The sequence below is a fragment of the Kribbella catacumbae DSM 19601 genome (assembly GCF_000372465.1).
GTDB lineage: Bacteria > Actinomycetota > Actinomycetes > Propionibacteriales > Kribbellaceae > Kribbella > Kribbella catacumbae.
In genome coordinates this window covers 121,586-138,204 of sequence record NZ_AQUZ01000022.1, presented here as the reverse complement: position 1 = coordinate 138,204, position 16,619 = coordinate 121,586, and the positions used below count along the sequence as shown (strand labels likewise).

Genomic DNA, 16,619 nt, shown 5'->3' with positions numbered 1-16,619 from the left:
GGCCGGCCGCGGCCTGCGTGAGCGTGGCGCGCGGCCGAACGGTCGACTACTTCCTGTCGGTCGGGACACAATCGGCCGCTGCCGAGCCAATTCGCAACAGGCTCTACAACCCGCCAGCGGTCCAACCCGCCAGCGGTCCAGCCGGCCAGCCGTCCCGGATCCAGCCCGGCCTTGCGCAGACATTCGCCGGTTCTGGCGACCGATCAGTGTGCATCGCCCCGCCTAGCGGGCTTCGCCCGCTGGTAGAACAGTGGGCTATCCCCCATCCGAGGAGCGAACCCTTCCGCGACTAGCGAACCCCTCGGCGAGGGGCGAACCCCTCAACGAGGAGCCAAGCCCTCAGTGGTGCGGCTAAGCCCACACAGCCCGTGCCGCAGTACCGGCGGCGCCAGTTGTGGCGACCTCGGACCAAGCGGTGGCCGTGGACACGGCGGGTTCTCGTGGTCGTCGGGCGGTGATTGCTGTGGTGCGTCGGAGCGAACGGCGGAGCCGGCGTCGGGTCGGGGTACGGGTTAGTAGTAGCCGGTTTCGCCGTCGAGGAGTTCTCGGATGGTGTCCAGGTGGCCTACGTGGCGGGCGGTTTCCTCGACCATGTGGAGCAGCATCCAGCGCAGGGTTGCCTGGGCTGAGCGGAAGTCCGGATGCTTACCGACGTCGTCGAGGGAGTGCGACGCGACGATCTCGTTCGACTGCGCGCACTGCGCCTCGAACTCGTCCAGCAGTTGCGCCAGCGGTACGCCGGGCACCATCATGTCGAGGTCTTCGGGCTCTTCCTTGAACTGCGGGTTGCCCTCGAACGACTCACCCAGGAAGAGCACGTTGAACCAGCAGTGCTCGGTCCAGCGCAGGTGCGACACCAGGCCGCCGACCGTCATCAGCGGTGACGTCGGCAGTACGACGCGCTGCTCGTCCGCTTCGCCGAGACCCTCGCACTTCCAGCGCACCAGCGCGCGCTGCATGTCCAGCCAGCCGACCAGCTGCGTCCGCTCATCAGCCACGAACGGCGGCCGCTCCCGAGAAATCGTCATACCGGCGGACCGTAGTACCTCCGCGTCACAGTCGCACCACAATTAGACCGGCACCAATGAACTGGTCAGCGACCCTGGAGTGACTTGACGTTGTCGCCGAAGGTCCAGTTCTTCGAGCCGTCCCAGTTGATGGACCAGGTCATCAGGCCCTTGAGGGCTCCGTTGAAGCTGTTCCACGACTGGGCGACCACGGATGGCGACATGTAGCCGCCACCGGCGCCGGGCTGGGCGGGGAGACCGGGTACCTGCTTGTCGTACGGGACGCGGATCGTGACGCCCTGGATGACCAGACCGTTGTTGAGACAGGTGGTTTGGGCCACGAAGCCCTGCACTGTGCCCGCGGAGTACGAGTCGCCGGAGCACCCGTACATGCTGCCGTTGTAGTACTGCATGTTCAGCCACCACAGCCGGCCGTTGTCGGCGTACTTCTTGATGATGGGGAGGTACGAACCCCAGATCGAGCCATAGGTGACGCTGCCACCGGTGACGTAGGCCGTTTCGGGCGCCATAGTCAGGCCGAAGTTCGACGGCATCTGGGCCAGGACGCCGTCGATGATCCGGATCAGGTTGGCCTGTGAGGTGGACAGTTGATTGATGTTGCCGCTGCCGGTGAGGCCGGTTTCGATGTCGATGTCGATACCGTCGAAGTTGTACTTCTTGAGTAGCGGCACCACGGTCGCCACGAACCGATCGGCGACGGCTGACGAGCTGAGGTCGATCCCGGCAGTGGCCCCGCCGATCGACATCAGGATGGTCTGGCCGGCCGCCTTTGCCTGACACATCTCCTCCGGGGTGGCGACCTTCACCGTCGCGTCCATGCCGTCCTCCCACTTCACCGTGCCGTCGGAGAGGATCACCGGGAACGCCGCGTTGATCACGTTGTAGCCGTGCTGCCCCATCCGCGAGTCGGTGATCGGAGTCCAGCCGAACGGCGGGTGTACGCCGTTGGAGGCGCCGTCCCAGTTCTCCCAGTAGCCGTGCAGCACCTTGCCGGCCGGCCGCGACTTCACCGGACAGGTCACAGTCCCAGGCGGCGGTGTGGTCGGAGGAGTCGTGGGTGGCGTGGTCGGCGGGGTGGTTGGTGGAGTCGTGGGTGGGGTGGTCGGGGGAGTTGTGGGCGGCGTGCCGTCACAAGCGCCGAGATCGAGCCACAACGAGGGAGCCGCGACCGGATTCCAGCCGGCGCCGGGATGCGCGGTGTGCGCGGCCCGGGCTTCGTACAACCGGTTCTGGTAGGTCACCTTGGCGCCAACGGAGTAGCTAACCCCTTCGGCCCACGCGGGCGCAGTACACGCCACTTGTACCGACGACTGCTCGGCCTGGGCCACCAGCCCGACCGACCCGAGGAGCAGCCCGGTTGCAATGGCACCCGCGAGCACAATGCCGACCCGTCGATTCATGGCAAGCCCCATCCAATACGCAGTGACCTTTCGTATATTCACGGTAGGGCCTGGGCTCTAGACCCGCCACGACATGTCGGAAACCCGCCTCAGGGCAGCTGCCCAACTGATGCCAGCCGGATCAGTACGAGCCAGGTGTCGTCGTCTGGCTCCACGTACGCGGATTCGACTCGATAGCGCCCCGGCGCGAGCTCAATGCGCAGAGATCGGGTGCTGTCGAGGTCCTCGGCGGAGTATGCGGAATCGAAGAGGACAACGGGTCCGGGCACATCCCAGTCGGTCGACTCCTCCCACTCCGCCTTCTCCAATCCGCGTCCGACGGCGGCGCGCGCGGCCTCCTCGCTGTCGGCTGCCAGGCGGCGTACGAAGAGCGAATATTCCGGGAGGAAGGTCGTCGGGGCGGGTTCGTCGCCGAGAACGAGGGCCGGCCTGCCGCCGACGTCGATCAGTCCGGCATATCCTTCAACCGCACACGCCCGCCCATAGTCACCGGCCTCCTCATCTTCGTCATCGGCGCCGTTCCACGCTGCGAGTACTGCCTCGGGCACGGCGATCAGCGGACCGCCGCCGGAATCAATCCACCCCACGGTTCACTCGCCTCGCAGGTGTGGAGTCGTGGTCGTGCTTGCGCCCGGGGCGCCCTCGGTTCGACCGTTCCGGGCAGCTCCGACCTCGATCCACTCGGTCCCGTCACCGGGGCGGATCCGGGCCAGCCCTGCCAGGCCTAGTCGGCTGAGCAGGCTCAGGACGCGATCCACCACCTCGTCCCTCGGCGCCGCGGGGTCGATGTCGACGTCGAGATGTGCGCCGTACGCGCCGGAGCCCGCGCCACTCACCTCCCCGACGCCGGCCAGCGCCTCGTTCAGCTCGTCCTCGACGTCGTCCCGGTCGACCGGAAGAGCCCGGTCGAATCGGATCTCGATGAAGTCCATTGCCCTACTCCCACCTCAGTAACCATCAGGGGGCCTACGACTCACAGTCGGCCCGCGTACCTCAGCAGCTCTGCCCACTGATCCTCGGGCCCGGTGGCAGAGAGCCGGACGTACTCCCGTCCCGCCACCCACTGCAGGAAGAAGGTGGTGAAGTCGTCCGCGGCCTTCTCGAACGCGGATGACATCCACCAGGCGACCCCGGTGTCAGGGAAGTACCAGACCGCCCCCGTCGACCGGTTGATGAAGAAGGGCTCGTCGGAGATGACGCCGGCGCAGAACCACTCCTCACGGCCGAGGGTGATCGCGGCTCCGGTGATCGGGTCGGCGTGGAACTGCATCTGGTCGACCGTCGCGCTGCCGAAGACCGTGACGTCACCGCAGGTCGCACCGTCGGCCACCGTCAAAAACTCCCGGAAGGAACCGGGCAGCGCGTCCCCGATCGCGTCGGCCTGGGCCCCGGCGGGCAGCGCGTTCAGCATGCGCCACTCCTCCCGGCCGGCCTGCTGGTCGCGCAACTCCGCCAGCACCCGCTGGAGCTCGGCGTTCAGCCCATCGGCCCGTCGTAGTAGCCAGGCCGGGCAACCAGAACGGACTGAAAGTAATGCCCCTGTTCCTCGCTCGGGTCCTCGTCCTCGACAAACGGCCGCCACAACGCCAGCAACAACTCAGGAGCCGTATAGCTGCGGCCGCCCTCGTCATCCTCCAGTTCAGTGATCGCCCCAAGCTGCTCGACAACCCGCGCGGCCGGCGTACGCAACAGGTCGATCCCCTCGTACTCAACGCGTACCGGGCCATACGGCCGATACACCTGAATCGCCCCGACCGTGTCCCCCGGACCCGGCTCCAGCTCGATCGACATGCCACTCTCATATACGGCAGCGCTCTCCTGCCCGGACGCTGGCCGGTAGCCCTCAATCGCCGCCAGCGCACCCCTCGCCTCGGCCATGCTCATACCGATCCGAACCGGCCCAACACTTTCCGGCGGAACAACTTCGAGGATCATCCAACCTCCGCTTGCCTCAGAATCGCCGTCACCCTACCTGGTGTGCAGCCAGTCGTAGATCTCGTCGTACACAGCGGCGCCGGGCAGATGGCCGCCCGGGTAGACGTAGCCCTGCGCCGTGGGAATGTGCTCGAGGAGGTAGTCGGCGTGTTCCGAGGAGACGTTGGCGTCGTTGGTTCCCCGCCACAGGCCTACCGGGACGGTGATCGTCGCCAGGTCGAAGCCCCACGGCCGGGCGAGGGCCAAGCTGTCGTCGACCCAGCCGTCCGTGCCGTCGACGAAGGTCGCCCGCAACCGCGCCATGGCATCTGGATCATCGCGGGCCGCAGGGCCAGGTCCGGTGGGCAGTTCAGGGCCGCCGTCGTCGATGCGCCCCATGATCTCCGCCGCGACCTCAGCAACCTGGGACCGCAACTCCGCCTCTTCAAGCGCCGGCTTGCCCGGATCTGCCGGCTTGACGCCGGACAGCACGGCACAGGAGATGACGCGGTCGGCGAGCAGTGCCGCGCAGGCGAGCGCGTGCGGTCCACCTCCCGAGCCGCCGAAGACCGCGAACTGCTCCCAGCCCTGCGCGTCGGCGAGCGCGCGCACGTCGTCCACCGCGTCGGCCACCGTACGTCCGGGCCGGCGCGTCGAACCGCCGTACCCGGGCCGGTCATAGACCAGCAACCTGAGTTTGCTCCGCCCCATCGACTCCACCAGCGTGGGCCACTTCCAGCGACTGCTGGGCGACCCGTTGTGTGAGACAACCGGATACCCGTCCGGCGGACCGTACAGGCAGTACCGCAGAACCGTTCCGTCCCCGCGAGCCAGCTCCGACGTCTCAGGATGAGTCATAACACCATCCAAGCGCACGACCGTTCCTCCGGCAGGCAAACGGGACTGCGGCCGCTCGGTGGGCGGTCGCAGTCCCTATCTGGGTGGTGCTCCGCCGTCCCCGGGGGGGGTGAGGGACGACGGAGATGGGGGGTCAGCCGGTGGGGTTTCCGTTGTCGGAGCCGAGTTTGGCCTTGATTGACTGGGATTTGCCGTTGCGGGTGAAGGTGATGGTTACTTCATCGTCCGGGCGGTGCGAACGGACCGCGGCGACCAACGCGTCCCCTGACGCGATCGCCTTGCCGTCGAGTGCGGTGACTACGTCACCACGCTGCAGGCCGGCCTTGTCCGCCGCACCGCCGGACGTCACCTCGCCGATCGTCGCTCCCTGCTGGAACGCGTCGGAGGACTGCGCGTCGCCGACCTGTACGCCGAGCCTTGCGTGGGTGGCCTTGCCCTTGGCCACCAGCTCGTCGATGATCGGCTTGGCCTGGTCGATCGGGATTGCGAAGCCCAGGCCGATGTTGCCGCCTTCGGATTGTCCCGATCCTCCGGCGGTCTTGATCGCGCTGTTGATTCCGACCACTTGGCCGGCGAGGTCGATGAGGGCGCCGCCGGAGTTTCCCGGGTTGATGGCGGCGTCTGTCTGGATTGCTGGGAAGACCGTCGTACTGTCCTGTTGCTCGTCGCCCGAGGTGACCGGGCGGTTCAGCGCGGAGACGATGCCGCTCGTCACGGTCGCCTCCAGCCCGAACGGCGAACCGATCGCGACGACACCCTGGCCGACGCCGAGGTTCCCGCTCTTGCCGAGTACGGCCGGCGTGAGGTCCTTGGCGTCTGCCCGGATCACCGCGAGGTCGGTCAGTGGGTCGGTGCCGACGATGGTCGCGGACAGCGTCCGCCCGTCGTTCAGCATCACCTGGATCTTGCCGCCGTTGCCGGCGCCGGCGACCACGTGGTTGTTGGTGACGATCAGGCCGTCCTTGCTGATCACGATGCCCGATCCGGTGCCCGAACCCTGCGAGGTCGCGACGCCGATCTTCACCACGCTCGGCAGCACCTTGGAGGCCGCGTTCTGCACCGAGCCGTCCGGCGCGGAGGCCGGTGCCGCCTGGCCGCCGTTGAGCGGCGCGGTCACCGACGGGCTCGCGTTGGAGTCATTGGTCGCCGAGTAGACAGCCGCGCTGCCGATACCTCCGGCCGCGCCGACCAGCAACGCGGTGGCTGCCACCAGAGCCAGACCGCGGCGCTTGGGCGGCTTCGGGGGCTCCGGCTGGGCCGGCTGCGGGCCGAACGGCCAGTTCGGGCCCGGTGGCGTCCCCTGAAACGCCCCGGACGTCCCGAACTGCCCGCCTGGTTGGAAAGCACCGCCACTCGGCGGTTGCTGCTGCCCCGGCCGCTGCTGTCCACCTTGCGGCGCGAACTGCTGCTGCTGGTGCTGGCCGTAACCGGCCGCCGGCAGCTGCTGCGTACGCTCGGGAGAACCCGAACCGAACGACGGCGACGCGGCCTGCGGCGGTTGGCTCGCCGGCTGGTTTCCGTAGGTCGAACCCTGCGCCGGAGTCTCGTCACCGGGCTGGTTCTGCGGCTGGGGCGGCTGGTTCTCGGTCATGGGTCAACCATGGCGGCCGCACCTGAGAACGCCCTGAAGATCCCGTCAGAGCTGCCGAAGAACTCTCTGAAGATCCACTGAAGACGACCCGTGAAATGAGGAGTGCGTCGGGTGCCATTGACCAGCTGTGCTCACCAACGGGTTCTTTTGGGCAGTTTCGGTCAAATTTCTCTTGCCCTTAGCGAGTAGTCCGGGGTGAGATTGGCTGATGACGCGAACGCGACCCGCTGAGGCGGCGCAGAGTCGGAGCTTCTCGTACCGCCCGTTCGGCTGGCTGGCGGTCGCGACCTTCTCGATGGGGATCGACGGTTACGTGCTGGCCGGCCTGCTGCCGCAGATCGCGGGCGACCTGGAGGTCAGCGCCGCTGCCGCCGGCCAGTTGATGTCGGTGTTCGCGTTCACCGCCGCGCTGGCCGGTCCGGTGCTCGGCACGCTGACGTCACGCTGGGAACGCCGTACGACGATCGTGCTCGCGCTGGGCGTGTTCGTGCTCGGCAACCTGGTCGTCGGGATCGCGGCGAACTATCCGGTCGCACTCGGCGGCCGGGTGGTCGCGGCGCTCGGAGGTAGCCTGCTCAACGCGGCCGTCACTGGGTATGTGATCGCGCTGACTCCGGTCGAGCACCGCGGCAAGGCGTTGTCGTTCGTGCTCGGCGGTTGGATGACCGCGACCGCCCTCGGCGTGCCGGTCGGCCTGGTGCTCGGGCAGTCCAACTGGCGGTTGCCGATGATCATGGTCGCGGTGGTCGGCACGATCGCGCTGGCAGGAATCCTGCTGGGGCTTCCGAGACTGCATCTGCCGGGCGGGACGCTCGTCGAACGGCTGCGCCCACTCGGCCAGCCGCGACTGGTCGCCGGGCTGCTCGTCACCAGCGGAATCCTGTGCAGCAGCTATGCCTGCTTCACGTACGCGACGCTGATCCTAGGACCGCACTTCCGTGCCGAGTGGGCGATGATCGCGATCCTGTTCGGGTACGGCGTCGCGAGCATGGCCGGCAATGCCTTCACCGGACGGCTGGTCGACAAGTTCAGCGCGATCCAGGTACTCACGGTGATTCTGGTCGGTCTGTTCCTGAACGCGCTGCTCGGCATGGTCGCGCTGATGCTCGCCCCCGTGGTGGTGGCGGCGGTCTGGGGCCTGGTCTGGTTCTTCGCGGCAGGGGTCGGCAACGGTGGGGCCGCCGTGCCGCAGCAGGCCCGGTTGGCGTCGCTGGCGCCGGATTCGGCGGCGATCGTGATGGCTTTGAACGGGAGTGCGATCTCGCTCGGAGCGGCACTCGGGAGCGGTCTGGGTGGTGTCGCGCTGACCGCTGGTTCCTCCGCGAACGGACTCCTCGGGATCTCGGCGGCGATCCTCGCGACCATGGTCGTCCTCCATCTGATCGTCTCTCGCCCACGGCAGGCCGCCGACTGAGGGCGCCTGCTGGGTGGGTCAGCGGGATTGCGTGGCTGCGTGGGGGAGCCAGAGGGTGAACTGTGCTCCGGCAGCGGGGGCGTTGCGGGCGTAGATCATGCCGCCGTGCTGCTCAGCCGCGTGTTTCACGATCGCCAGGCCCAGACCCGAGCCGGGCCGGCTGCGTGCCTCGCTGGAGCGGTAGAAGCGCTCGAAGACATGCGGCAGGTCCGCCTCGGCGATCCCCGGCCCGCTGTCGGTGACAGTCAGTACGCCGTCCAGCAGCCGTACGGTGACTCGCCCGAGTGGCCCGCCTTCGTGCAGCCGCGCACTGGAGTCCGGGACGCTGTACTTCGCTGCGTTGTCGAGCAGGTTCGTCACGGCCCGGCCGAGCAGCCGCTCGTCACCCCAGACGGGGAACGGTGACAGCTCCACGTCCCAGTCGATGCCCGAGGCGCGTCGGCGTACCTTGATCACTGCGTCCTCGACGACGTTCGACAGCTCGATCAGCTCGGCGTCGCGCACCTGCGGCGTATCGCGGGCCAGCTCGGTCAAGTCGCCGATCAACGTGGTCAGCTCGTCCATCTGGGCACGGACATCCTCGAGCAGTTGCTGCCGGTCCTCCGGCCGCAACCCGCCTCGCTTGTCCGCCTGGGCGAGCAGGTCCAGGTTGGTGCGAATGCTGGTCAGCGGTGTCCGCAGTTCGTGCCCGGCATCCCCGACCAGCCGTCGCTGCCGGTCCTGGGATCGCGCCAGCGCAGCCAGCATCGAGTTGAACGCGACCGCCAGCCGCGAGATCTCGTCCGAACCCGTCACCGGGATCGGCTTCAGATCCTCGGTCCTGGCGATGTGCTCGGCCGCGCCGGTCAGTCGCGCGAGCGGCCTCAGCCCGGACTGCGCGATCGCGTTGCCGGCCAGGGCCGCGCCGATCACGCCGAGCAGGCCGACGGCCCACAACACGATGCCGAGGTTGTGCAACGTCTGGTCGATCGGTTTGAGCGACTGCGCGACGACCAGTGCCGAGGGAACGGTCTGATCGAGGTCGCAGGATTCGTCATCGGATCGGGGGCAGAACCGGGCCGGTACCGCGATCACCCGGAAGTGGAAGTTGTTGGGCACGCCGACCGTCTGAATGCTGTAGCCCTCCGGCGCGGTACCGCGGGCGACAGCCAGCTCGGTGGCGCCCATCGGCGGGAGGGCGCTGTCCACAGGGCCGACCTTCTGCCCGTTCTCCAGGTAGATGCCGACGCGGATGTCGCTGAGCCCGAGGGCGCCGGCGGAGGCGACCCGCAGGTTGGCGAGCCTCGTCAGCACCTGTTGGTCGGCCGCCTGCACCGCGCGGCTTTTCAGGCTCTGGTCGAGATTGCGGTACATCTGCTGCCGCACAGTCACGTACGCCGAGATGCTGACGATCGCCACGGCCAGGCCGACGGCGACGGCGGCGAGCAGCGTCACTCGCGAGTGCAGGCTCAGCTGATGCAGCCTCTCCTGCCACCAGCCCTGCGTCCGCGCGGCCGTGGCGGCAACCCCACGCCCGTTCGCCTCCGGCAAGCGAGGCGAAGACGGCCGGGAGCCCGCAGACGGCCGCGGCCCCGAAGACGAGCCGGGCGACGGTTGGGGTCCGGGGGAGGGCTGTTTGTGGCCCGGGCCGAGCTCGAGTGTCTCCTCCGATGCGGTACCGGCGTACTTCGGGAAGCCGTCGGGTGGGGGCTGGTTGCTCACGGTGGCGTGTCTCTCAGGACGTAGCCGATCCCGCGGACCGTGTGGATCAGCCGGGGCAGCCCGTCGACCTCGGTCTTGCGGCGCAGATAGCCGATGTAGACCTCGAGCGAGTTCGCCGTGGTCGGGAAGTCGTAGCCCCAGACGGCATCCAGGATCACCGCGCGCTCGAGCACCCGGCGCGGGTTGCGGATCAGCAGCTCCAGCAGCGAGAACTCGGTCCGGGTCAGCGGGATCGGCGTCGTACCGCGGTGCACCTCGTGGGCATCCACGTCCACCACCAGATCGGCGTACTGGAGGACCTCGCCGCGGGGTCCGCCCTCGCCCGGTGCCGTACTGCGGCGCAGCAGCGCGCGCAGCCGGGCCAGCAACTCCTCGAGCGCGAAGGGTTTCGTCAGGTAGTCGTCGCCGCCGGCATCCAGACCGTCGACCCGGTCGGCCACGGCGTCGCGGGCGGTCAGCACCAGGATCGGCACGTTGTTGCCCGCGGCCCGTAACGCCTTGGTGGTCTCCAGCCCGTCCAGGCGGGGCATCATCACGTCCATCACGACCACGTCGGGCTCGACATTGCCGATCACCGCGAGCGCCTCAGCGCCGTCGGAGGCCGTCACCACCTCGAAGTCGTTGAACTCCAGCGACCGGCGCAACGAATCCCGGACCGCCCGGTCGTCGTCCACCACCAGTACCCGCATCTCGCGCTCCCGCTCGCCCACACTCGTCCACGCGGAGCTCGGCCGAACTCCGTCTCCTGAGGCTATGCCGTCTGTTTGAGAATCGGCTGAGAACCTGCTGATCACTCGCGAAGGAGGTAGCGCGCACCGTAGGTTCTGAGCGTGGACATCGTCGAATTCACGCCCGAGAACGACCAGCTCACCTGGACCTTCGGCGGTGCCGCGCCGGTCCGCAGGGTGAAACCCGGTACTGCGATGCGGCTGTGGACCGAGGACGCGTTCTGCGGCCGGCTGCGCAGTACTGCGGACTTGGCCAGCGCCAGCCTGAACATGCCGTTCGTGAACCCGCAGACCGGCCCCTTCTACGTCGAGGGCGCAGAGCCGGGGGACACGCTCGCGCTGCACTTCGTCGAGCTCACCCCGGCTCGCAGTTGGGGCGCGTCCGCGACAATCCCGTTCTTCGGCGGCCTGACCAGCACCGACCGTACTGCGACCCTGCAGGACCCGTTGCCGGAACGCACCTGGATCTACGAGGTCGACACCGAGCGGCAGACAGTCGGGTTCCAGGCGCAGGGCAGCAACCTGGAGCTCGCGCTGCCGATCGAGACGATGCTGGGCACGGTCGGGGTGGCCCCGGCCGCCGGTGAGGTCCGCTCATCGCTGGTACCGGACTATTTCGGCGGCAACATGGACACCCCCGAGATGAAGGCCGGGGCGACTTGCTTCCTCCGGGTCAACGTCGAAGGCGCGATGTTCTCAGTCGGTGACGGCCACTACCGCCAGGGCGAGGGCGAGTCCTGCGGTACTGCGGTCGAGGGCTCGATGAACGTCGTCCTCATCGTCGACCTCCTCAAGACTCCCGGCCCGGCCTGGCCCCGGATCGAGAACGACGACTACCTGGCCGTCATCGGCTCAAGCCGCCCACTGGAAGACGCGTGGCGAGCAGGCCAGGTCGACATGGTCGGCTGGCTGGGCGAGCTCTATGGTCTGGACAAGCTGGACGCCTACCAGCTCCTCAGCCAGATCAGCGAAGTTCCCTTGGCCAACGTGGTCGACGCCAACTACAGCGTCGCCACCAAGGTCCCCAAACGCCTCCTCCCGAAAGTCGATGCCTACAGCAACATTCACCAGCACCTGCGCGATCAGGCCGCCACCCTCAGCTGAAAGCCGGTACTACGTCCTCGGCGAACCGCTGCATCGGCTCATGGTCGTAGGCGACGCCGGGGATGTAGGCGATCACGTACTCGATCCCGACCTCGGCGAGCTGCTCCAGGTGGATTCGCAACTGCTTGGCCGTCACGACCTCGGCCAGGCCGATTCCACCACCGGCGCCGATCTCGGTGAACTCCTCCAGCGAATAGCGACCACGAGCTTTCGCCGTCGCGGTGACCGGGTCGGCGCCGGCCTCGACCGGGAACACGTTGATGCTGGTGGATTTCACGATTTCGTCATAGTCGCGGCCGACCGCGTTGCAGTGCGTACGCAGTACTGCGAGCTTGTGCTTGATCGTGTCGACCTGGCCGGTGCCGAAGTTGCAGGCGTCGGCGTACTGGGCGACCAGCTTGAGCGTGACCTTCTCGCCGCCGCCACCGATCCACAGGGGTGGTTTGCGCCGCGGCTCGACGAAGGGCTTGTCGACCGAGTGGTACTTGCCGTGGAAGACCACGTCGTCCTCGGTCCACAGCCGGTGGATCAACTCCACCGACTCGCGGAACGAGCCCATCCGGTCCTTCAAATCGGTCCAGGGATAGCCGTAGGCCTTCCACTCGTCCTCGGCCCAGCCCGCTCCCAGCCCGGCGTACAGGCGGCCGTGGCTCGCTACGTCGACGGTAGCGGCCATCTTCGCGTAGAGGGCCGGGTTGCGATAACCGTTGCAGCCGACCATCTGACCGAGCTTCACCCGCTGCGTGTCACGAGCCAGGGCAGCCGTTGCCGTCCAGGCCTCGAAGACGGTCTCGCGGACTGGCTCGGGGACAGTGTGGAGGTGGTCGAACAGCCAGATCGAGTCCCATGGTCCGGCGTCGGCGGCGCGAGCGACAGCCGTCATCGCCTCCCACTGCTCGACCGGGTCCGGCAGTTCGACCAGGTCCATCCGCCAGCCCTGCGGTACGAAGACTCCGAACTTCATCAAGCTTCCTTCCTTCCGGTACGCCGGGAGATCGCGACCCCGGCCAGGCAGAGTGCTCCTCCGACGAGAGCGAGCAGGGCCGGCGTCTCGCCCAGCAGCAGCCACGCAAGGCCGATGGCAACCACCGGTACGGCGTACACGGTCACGCCCATCCGGCCGGCCGTAGTACGGCGAAGCGCGAACGCCCAAGTGGTGAAGCCGAGTGCGGTGGGGAAGGCGCCGAGGTAGATGACCCACCAGATCGTGCCTGCGCTCGCGGTACGGAGCTCGCTGACCAGGGTCGGCGCGTAGGGGAGGCAGGCGATCGCGCCGATCGTGCAGGCCAGCCAGGTGACCTGTGCGGCGGGGAGGCGACTCAGTAGCGGCTTCTGGGTGACAACGCCGACGGCGTACGAGATGGCGGCGATGACACAGAGGACGACGCCCCAGGTCTCGGCACGGCCGGTGGAGGTCGACATGGCGATCAGTACTACGCCGCCGAACGCGACCAGGCTGCCGACGACGAGTTGCCGCGGGAAGCCTTCGCCTAGCGTCAGCCCGGCCAGTAGGGCGATCAGGAGCGGGGCGATGTGGACCAGCATGGCCGCAGTACCGGCGTCCAGGCGGCGCTCTGCTGCGTTGAGAGCCAGGTTGTAGACGCCGAACCAGAGGAGGCCGCAGGCGAGCAGTGGCGGCCAGTCGCGCTTGGTCGGCCAACTGGCTTTGCTGGGCGGCTGCCGGAACAGGAAGGCGCCGAGCAGCACACTGCCGACCAGTAGACGGGCGAACGACATCGCACCTGCGGAGAACTCGGTGCCGGCGTGCCGGATGGCCACGAAGGATGAGGCCCACAGCACCACGGTCACTGCGGCCGCGGCAGTCACCAGCGGGGTCTTCGAGGGAGCTTCCACAACTGTTGTCACGGTGACTACCCTAGAAATGGATTCGTCCCATTCCCATGGCGGATTGAGTCAGAAAGGCGCGCGATGGTTGCCGGAATGAACGCAGAATCGGCCTCTGGCTTTCAGACTGAAAAGCCGGTGCTGGACGAGCTGAATGTCCGCCTGCTGACCGAGCTGACGGCCGACCCGCGACTGCGGACGACCGAGCTGGCCCGCCGGCTCGGGGTATCGGCGCCGACGGTCCGCGAGCGGGTGGCGCGGCTGGAGGAGTCGGGCGTGATCCGCGGCTACCGGCTCGAGGTCGATCCCGCCGCGCTCGGGCTGCCGGTCGCCGCCTGGGTGCGACTGCGCCCGGGACCTGGCCAGATCCCCCGCATCATCGAGCTGGCCGAGCGCACCCCCGAGGTCGTCGAGTGCCACCGGATCTCCGGCGAGGACTGCTTCCTGATGCGCGTCCAGGTCGCCGCGATCGCCGGCCTCGAAGACGTTCTGGACAAATTCCTCATCCACGGCCAAACCACCAGCTCCTTCATCGTCTCCACCCCCATCGCCCCCCGCTCCGCCCCACTTCCCGGACCGCCACCACACACCAACCGCGCCTAATCGCCCTTCTCTGAGCGTGCGGCCGCGGCGCCGACCGGGCTGGAGCGACCTTGGTCAGTGGTGGCGGTCCGCTGGTCCGACGTAATCCGCCTCGGCCGCGGTACTGATCCTGCTGGCCGGTGTCCGACAGCTGAACCCAACCAGCGCTCGGAGTGGTCTGCATCACTACGCTGAGGACGACTCAGCGACCTCCGGAAGGACCCTGACCCATGGCTGCCGACAAGTCTGTCCGCAGAGTTGCCCTTCTCACCGCGGGTGGGCTCGCGCCCTGCCTGTCGTCCGCCGTCGGCGGGCTGATCGAGCGCTACACCGAGGTAGCGCCCGACGTGGAGATCATCGCCTACCTGAATGGGTACCACGGTCTGCTCAGCGGCCGGCATCTCGATGTCACGCCGGAGATCCGGGCCAAGGCCGGCCGGCTGCACCAGTTCGGTGGCAGCCCGATCGGCAACAGCCGGGTGAAGCTGACCAACACCGCCGACCTGGTCAAGCGCGGCCTGATCGCCGACGGCCAGAACGCCCTGCAGGTCGCGGCCGAGCGGCTGGTCGCGGACGGTGTCGACGTCCTGCACACCATCGGCGGTGACGACACCAACACCACCGCGGCCGACCTGGCGGCGTACCTGCAGGAGCACGACTACGACCTGACCGTGGTCGGCCTGCCGAAGACGATCGACAACGACGTGATCCCGATCCGGCAGAGCCTGGGTGCCTGGACCGCGGCCGAGCAGGGCGCGCTCTTCGCCCGCAACGTGATCGCCGAACACAGCTCGAACCCGCGGATGCTCGTCGTCCACGAGGTGATGGGCCGCAACTGCGGTTGGCTGACCGCGGCCACCGCAGCGGAGTACCGCAAGTGGGTCACGGCGCAGGAGTGGAACCCGGGGATCGGCCTGGACGCCGGCGGCTGGGACGTGCACGCCGTTTACGTGCCTGAGGCAACGATCGACCTGGATGCCGAGGCCGAGCGGCTGAAGGCGGTGATGGACGAGAACGACTGCGTCAACATCTTCCTGTCCGAGGGTGCCGGCGTGCCGTCGATCGTGGCCGAGCTGGAGGCCCGGGGCGAGGACGTTCCGCGGGATCCGTTCGGGCACGTCAAGCTGGACACGATCAACCCGGGTGCCTGGTTCGCCAAGCAGTTCGCCGAGCGGATCGGCGCGGAGAAGACGATGGTGCAGAAGAGCGGCTACTTCAGCCGCTCGGCCGCCGCCAACACCGCCGACCTCGAACTGATCAAGCAGTGCACCGGCTACGCGGTCGACGCGGCGCTGCGCGGCGAGAGCGGTGTCGTCGGCCACGACGAGGAGCAGGGCGACGAGCTCCGCGCGATCGAGTTCCCGCGCATCGCCGGCGGCAAGGAGTTCGACCCGAGCGTGGAGTGGTTCACGACGCTGCTCACCGAGATCGGCCAGACCAAGTAGTACCCGGCCCGGCTCCTCACCGTCAGTCGGTGGGGAGCCGACCTATTTCGCGAGCCGCTCGACCCAGAGGTCGGCGGCCGTCTCGATCTGGGTGAGGACGTCGTCGAAGCCGGCGTCCTCGCCGTAGTACGGATCCGGTACGTCGATGTCGGCGAACAGCGAGACCGGTACTGCGATGCCGTCGCCGCCGCGACGCAGCAGCGCGGACAGGTGCCCGGAATCCATCGCGAGCACCAGGTCGCGCTCGGGGAACCAACTGCTGCGGAACTCCTGCGCCCGGTGTGCGCTCCCGTCGTACCCGCGCCGGGCCAGCGAAGCGGCGGCGCGGGAGTCCATCGGGTCGCCGATGTGCCAGCCGCTGGTGCCGGAGCTAGTCACCACGACGTCGTCGACTCCTGCGTCGGCGAGCTTCGCGCGCAACACCACCTCGCCGATCGGCGAACGGCAGATGTTCCCCGTGCAGACCACCTCGACCCGCCTCACCACGGAACTCGCCGCAGGCTCACCGGATCTCGGCCTTGTCCGGCAGGACCGCGTTCAGCAGCATGCCGACCAGGGTGATGACGAGGGAGCCCAGCAGGGCAGCCCCGAACCCGGTGACGTGGAACTGGACGTCGAGCTTGCCGGTGATCCACGAGGTGAGCAGCAGCATCAGGGCGTTGATCACGAAGATCAGCAGGCCCAGCGTCAGGATGATGAACGGCAGCGAGATCAGCTTGGCGATCGGCTTCACCACCGCGTTCACGATGCCGAAGATGGCCGCCACGATCAGCAGCGTCAGCACCCGGCGGCTGGTGGTCGCGCCCTCCAGGGTGATCCCACTGACGACCCAGCTCGCGACGGCCAGGGCCACGGCGTTGGCCAGCAGCTTGATGATCAAGTTCTTCATACCTCGATCCTGCCACCCCCGGGTTCGTCCACGCTGCGATCACCGCGCGCGGTTTGACGACACCTTGACACGAGAATGACCAAGTGATCTGATCATTTTCATTCCCGAGGAGGGCGTGAG

General features: G+C 68.0%; 18 protein-coding genes. 4 read left to right on the top strand and 14 right to left on the bottom strand.

Annotation, left to right across the window (positions count from 1 at the left end):
• Window positions 1–512 precede the first annotated feature (512 nt).
• The 8 genes from A3ES_RS0122935 to A3ES_RS0122900 all read right to left on the bottom strand — a co-directional run bounded on the left by A3ES_RS0122935 (window position 513) and on the right by A3ES_RS0122900 (window position 6,791).
• Complete coding sequence (locus A3ES_RS0122935) at window positions 513–1,028, bottom strand: DinB family protein (protein ID WP_020389185.1); 516 nt, start codon at window positions 1,026–1,028, stop codon at window positions 513–515.
• A 65-nt stretch (window positions 1,029–1,093) separates the two neighbouring features.
• Window positions 1,094–2,428 carry a carbohydrate-binding protein gene (locus A3ES_RS0122930; protein ID WP_020389184.1) on the bottom strand — a complete coding sequence of 445 codons (1,335 nt, stop codon included), beginning with the start codon at window positions 2,426–2,428 and terminating at the stop codon, window positions 1,094–1,096.
• A gap of 89 nt (window positions 2,429–2,517) precedes the next feature.
• The gene (locus tag A3ES_RS0122925; protein ID WP_020389183.1) at window positions 2,518–3,015 is read right to left on the bottom strand and encodes an Imm21 family immunity protein; all 498 of its coding nucleotides are present in this window, start codon (window positions 3,013–3,015) and stop codon (window positions 2,518–2,520) included.
• Window positions 3,016–3,018: 3 nt separating this feature from the next.
• Window positions 3,019–3,360 carry a hypothetical protein gene (locus A3ES_RS48025; protein ID WP_020389182.1) on the bottom strand — a complete coding sequence of 114 codons (342 nt, stop codon included), beginning with the start codon at window positions 3,358–3,360 and terminating at the stop codon, window positions 3,019–3,021.
• A 41-nt stretch (window positions 3,361–3,401) separates the two neighbouring features.
• On the bottom strand, window positions 3,402–3,887 hold the full coding sequence (locus A3ES_RS0122915; RefSeq protein ID WP_020389181.1) for a hypothetical protein: 486 nt from the start codon (window positions 3,885–3,887) through the stop codon (window positions 3,402–3,404).
• A gap of 17 nt (window positions 3,888–3,904) precedes the next feature.
• Complete coding sequence (locus tag A3ES_RS0122910; RefSeq protein ID WP_020389180.1) at window positions 3,905–4,363, bottom strand: hypothetical protein; 459 nt, start codon at window positions 4,361–4,363, stop codon at window positions 3,905–3,907.
• 33 nt (window positions 4,364–4,396) lie between these two features.
• Window positions 4,397–5,200: an alpha/beta fold hydrolase gene (locus A3ES_RS0122905; RefSeq protein ID WP_020389179.1), complete on the bottom strand. Its 804-nt coding sequence runs from the start codon at window positions 5,198–5,200 to the stop codon at window positions 4,397–4,399.
• 133 nt (window positions 5,201–5,333) lie between these two features.
• Window positions 5,334–6,791 (bottom strand): S1C family serine protease, encoded by a 1,458-nt coding sequence (locus A3ES_RS0122900; RefSeq protein ID WP_020389178.1) that lies wholly within the window; start codon window positions 6,789–6,791, stop codon window positions 5,334–5,336.
• Window positions 6,792–6,999: 208 nt separating this feature from the next.
• Between A3ES_RS0122900 and A3ES_RS0122895 the strand changes: the two genes are divergently transcribed.
• On the top strand, window positions 7,000–8,205 hold the full coding sequence (locus tag A3ES_RS0122895; protein WP_020389177.1) for an MFS transporter: 1,206 nt from the start codon (window positions 7,000–7,002) through the stop codon (window positions 8,203–8,205).
• A gap of 18 nt (window positions 8,206–8,223) precedes the next feature.
• On the opposite strand, the gene A3ES_RS0122890 is transcribed toward A3ES_RS0122895, so the two are convergent.
• Together A3ES_RS0122890 and A3ES_RS0122885 are read right to left on the bottom strand one after the other, a co-directional pair.
• The gene (locus tag A3ES_RS0122890) at window positions 8,224–9,906 is read right to left on the bottom strand and encodes a sensor histidine kinase (RefSeq protein WP_237745030.1); all 1,683 of its coding nucleotides are present in this window, start codon (window positions 9,904–9,906) and stop codon (window positions 8,224–8,226) included.
• A complete protein-coding gene (locus A3ES_RS0122885) occupies window positions 9,903–10,595 on the bottom strand; it encodes a response regulator transcription factor (protein ID WP_026163117.1) in 693 nt (230 codons plus the stop codon). The genes A3ES_RS0122890 and A3ES_RS0122885 overlap by 4 nt, the downstream gene beginning before the upstream one ends.
• 141 nt (window positions 10,596–10,736) lie before the next feature.
• On the opposite strand from A3ES_RS0122885, the gene A3ES_RS0122880 reads away from it, so the two are divergent.
• On the top strand, window positions 10,737–11,738 hold the full coding sequence (locus tag A3ES_RS0122880; RefSeq protein ID WP_020389174.1) for an acetamidase/formamidase family protein: 1,002 nt from the start codon (window positions 10,737–10,739) through the stop codon (window positions 11,736–11,738).
• On the opposite strand, the gene A3ES_RS0122875 is transcribed toward A3ES_RS0122880, so the two are convergent.
• Both A3ES_RS0122875 and A3ES_RS0122870 read right to left on the bottom strand, forming a co-directional pair.
• Window positions 11,731–12,702, bottom strand: coding sequence for an LLM class F420-dependent oxidoreductase (locus A3ES_RS0122875; protein ID WP_020389173.1), 972 nt, complete (start codon window positions 12,700–12,702; stop codon window positions 11,731–11,733). The genes A3ES_RS0122880 and A3ES_RS0122875 overlap by 8 nt on opposite strands.
• The gene (locus A3ES_RS0122870; protein ID WP_051084777.1) at window positions 12,702–13,604 is read right to left on the bottom strand and encodes a DMT family transporter; all 903 of its coding nucleotides are present in this window, start codon (window positions 13,602–13,604) and stop codon (window positions 12,702–12,704) included. Before A3ES_RS0122870 ends, A3ES_RS0122875 begins: the two co-directional genes overlap by 1 nt.
• 75 nt (window positions 13,605–13,679) lie before the next feature.
• On the opposite strand from A3ES_RS0122870, the gene A3ES_RS0122865 reads away from it, so the two are divergent.
• Window positions 13,680–14,186 carry an Lrp/AsnC family transcriptional regulator gene (locus tag A3ES_RS0122865; protein ID WP_020389171.1) on the top strand — a complete coding sequence of 169 codons (507 nt, stop codon included), beginning with the start codon at window positions 13,680–13,682 and terminating at the stop codon, window positions 14,184–14,186.
• A gap of 209 nt (window positions 14,187–14,395) precedes the next feature.
• A complete protein-coding gene (locus A3ES_RS0122860) occupies window positions 14,396–15,610 on the top strand; it encodes a pyrophosphate--fructose-6-phosphate 1-phosphotransferase (RefSeq protein ID WP_020389170.1) in 1,215 nt (404 codons plus the stop codon).
• A 42-nt stretch (window positions 15,611–15,652) separates the two neighbouring features.
• Here the strand turns inward: A3ES_RS0122860 and A3ES_RS0122855 are convergent, their stop codons facing one another.
• Both A3ES_RS0122855 and A3ES_RS0122850 read right to left on the bottom strand, forming a co-directional pair.
• Window positions 15,653–16,093 carry a low molecular weight protein-tyrosine-phosphatase gene (locus tag A3ES_RS0122855; RefSeq protein WP_020389169.1) on the bottom strand — a complete coding sequence of 147 codons (441 nt, stop codon included), beginning with the start codon at window positions 16,091–16,093 and terminating at the stop codon, window positions 15,653–15,655.
• A 19-nt stretch (window positions 16,094–16,112) separates the two neighbouring features.
• Entirely contained in the window at window positions 16,113–16,499 is a 387-nt protein-coding gene (locus A3ES_RS0122850; protein ID WP_020389168.1) for a phage holin family protein, read from the bottom strand.
• Between the last annotated feature and the right edge of the window lie 120 nt (window positions 16,500–16,619).

Excerpts from the sequence above, each read along its gene's own strand:
- A3ES_RS0122935 (WP_020389185.1), bottom strand. The coding sequence starts at position 1,028 with ATGACGATTTCTCGGGAGCGGCCGCCGTTCGTGGCTGATGAGCGGACG.
- A3ES_RS0122930 (WP_020389184.1), bottom strand. The coding sequence starts at position 2,428 with ATGAATCGACGGGTCGGCATTGTGCTCGCGGGTGCCATTGCAACCGGG.
- A3ES_RS48025 (WP_020389182.1), bottom strand. The coding sequence starts at position 3,360 with ATGGACTTCATCGAGATCCGATTCGACCGGGCTCTTCCGGTCGACCGG.
- A3ES_RS0122910 (WP_020389180.1), bottom strand. The coding sequence starts at position 4,363 with ATGATCCTCGAAGTTGTTCCGCCGGAAAGTGTTGGGCCGGTTCGGATC.
- A3ES_RS0122905 (WP_020389179.1), bottom strand. The coding sequence starts at position 5,200 with ATGACTCATCCTGAGACGTCGGAGCTGGCTCGCGGGGACGGAACGGTT.
- A3ES_RS0122900 (WP_020389178.1), bottom strand. The coding sequence starts at position 6,791 with ATGACCGAGAACCAGCCGCCCCAGCCGCAGAACCAGCCCGGTGACGAG.
- A3ES_RS0122895 (WP_020389177.1), top strand. The coding sequence starts at position 7,000 with ATGACGCGAACGCGACCCGCTGAGGCGGCGCAGAGTCGGAGCTTCTCG.
- A3ES_RS0122885 (WP_026163117.1), bottom strand. The coding sequence starts at position 10,595 with ATGCGGGTACTGGTGGTGGACGACGACCGGGCGGTCCGGGATTCGTTG.
- A3ES_RS0122875 (WP_020389173.1), bottom strand. The coding sequence starts at position 12,702 with ATGAAGTTCGGAGTCTTCGTACCGCAGGGCTGGCGGATGGACCTGGTC.
- A3ES_RS0122865 (WP_020389171.1), top strand. The coding sequence starts at position 13,680 with ATGAACGCAGAATCGGCCTCTGGCTTTCAGACTGAAAAGCCGGTGCTG.
- A3ES_RS0122860 (WP_020389170.1), top strand. The coding sequence starts at position 14,396 with ATGGCTGCCGACAAGTCTGTCCGCAGAGTTGCCCTTCTCACCGCGGGT.
- A3ES_RS0122850 (WP_020389168.1), bottom strand. The coding sequence starts at position 16,499 with ATGAAGAACTTGATCATCAAGCTGCTGGCCAACGCCGTGGCCCTGGCC.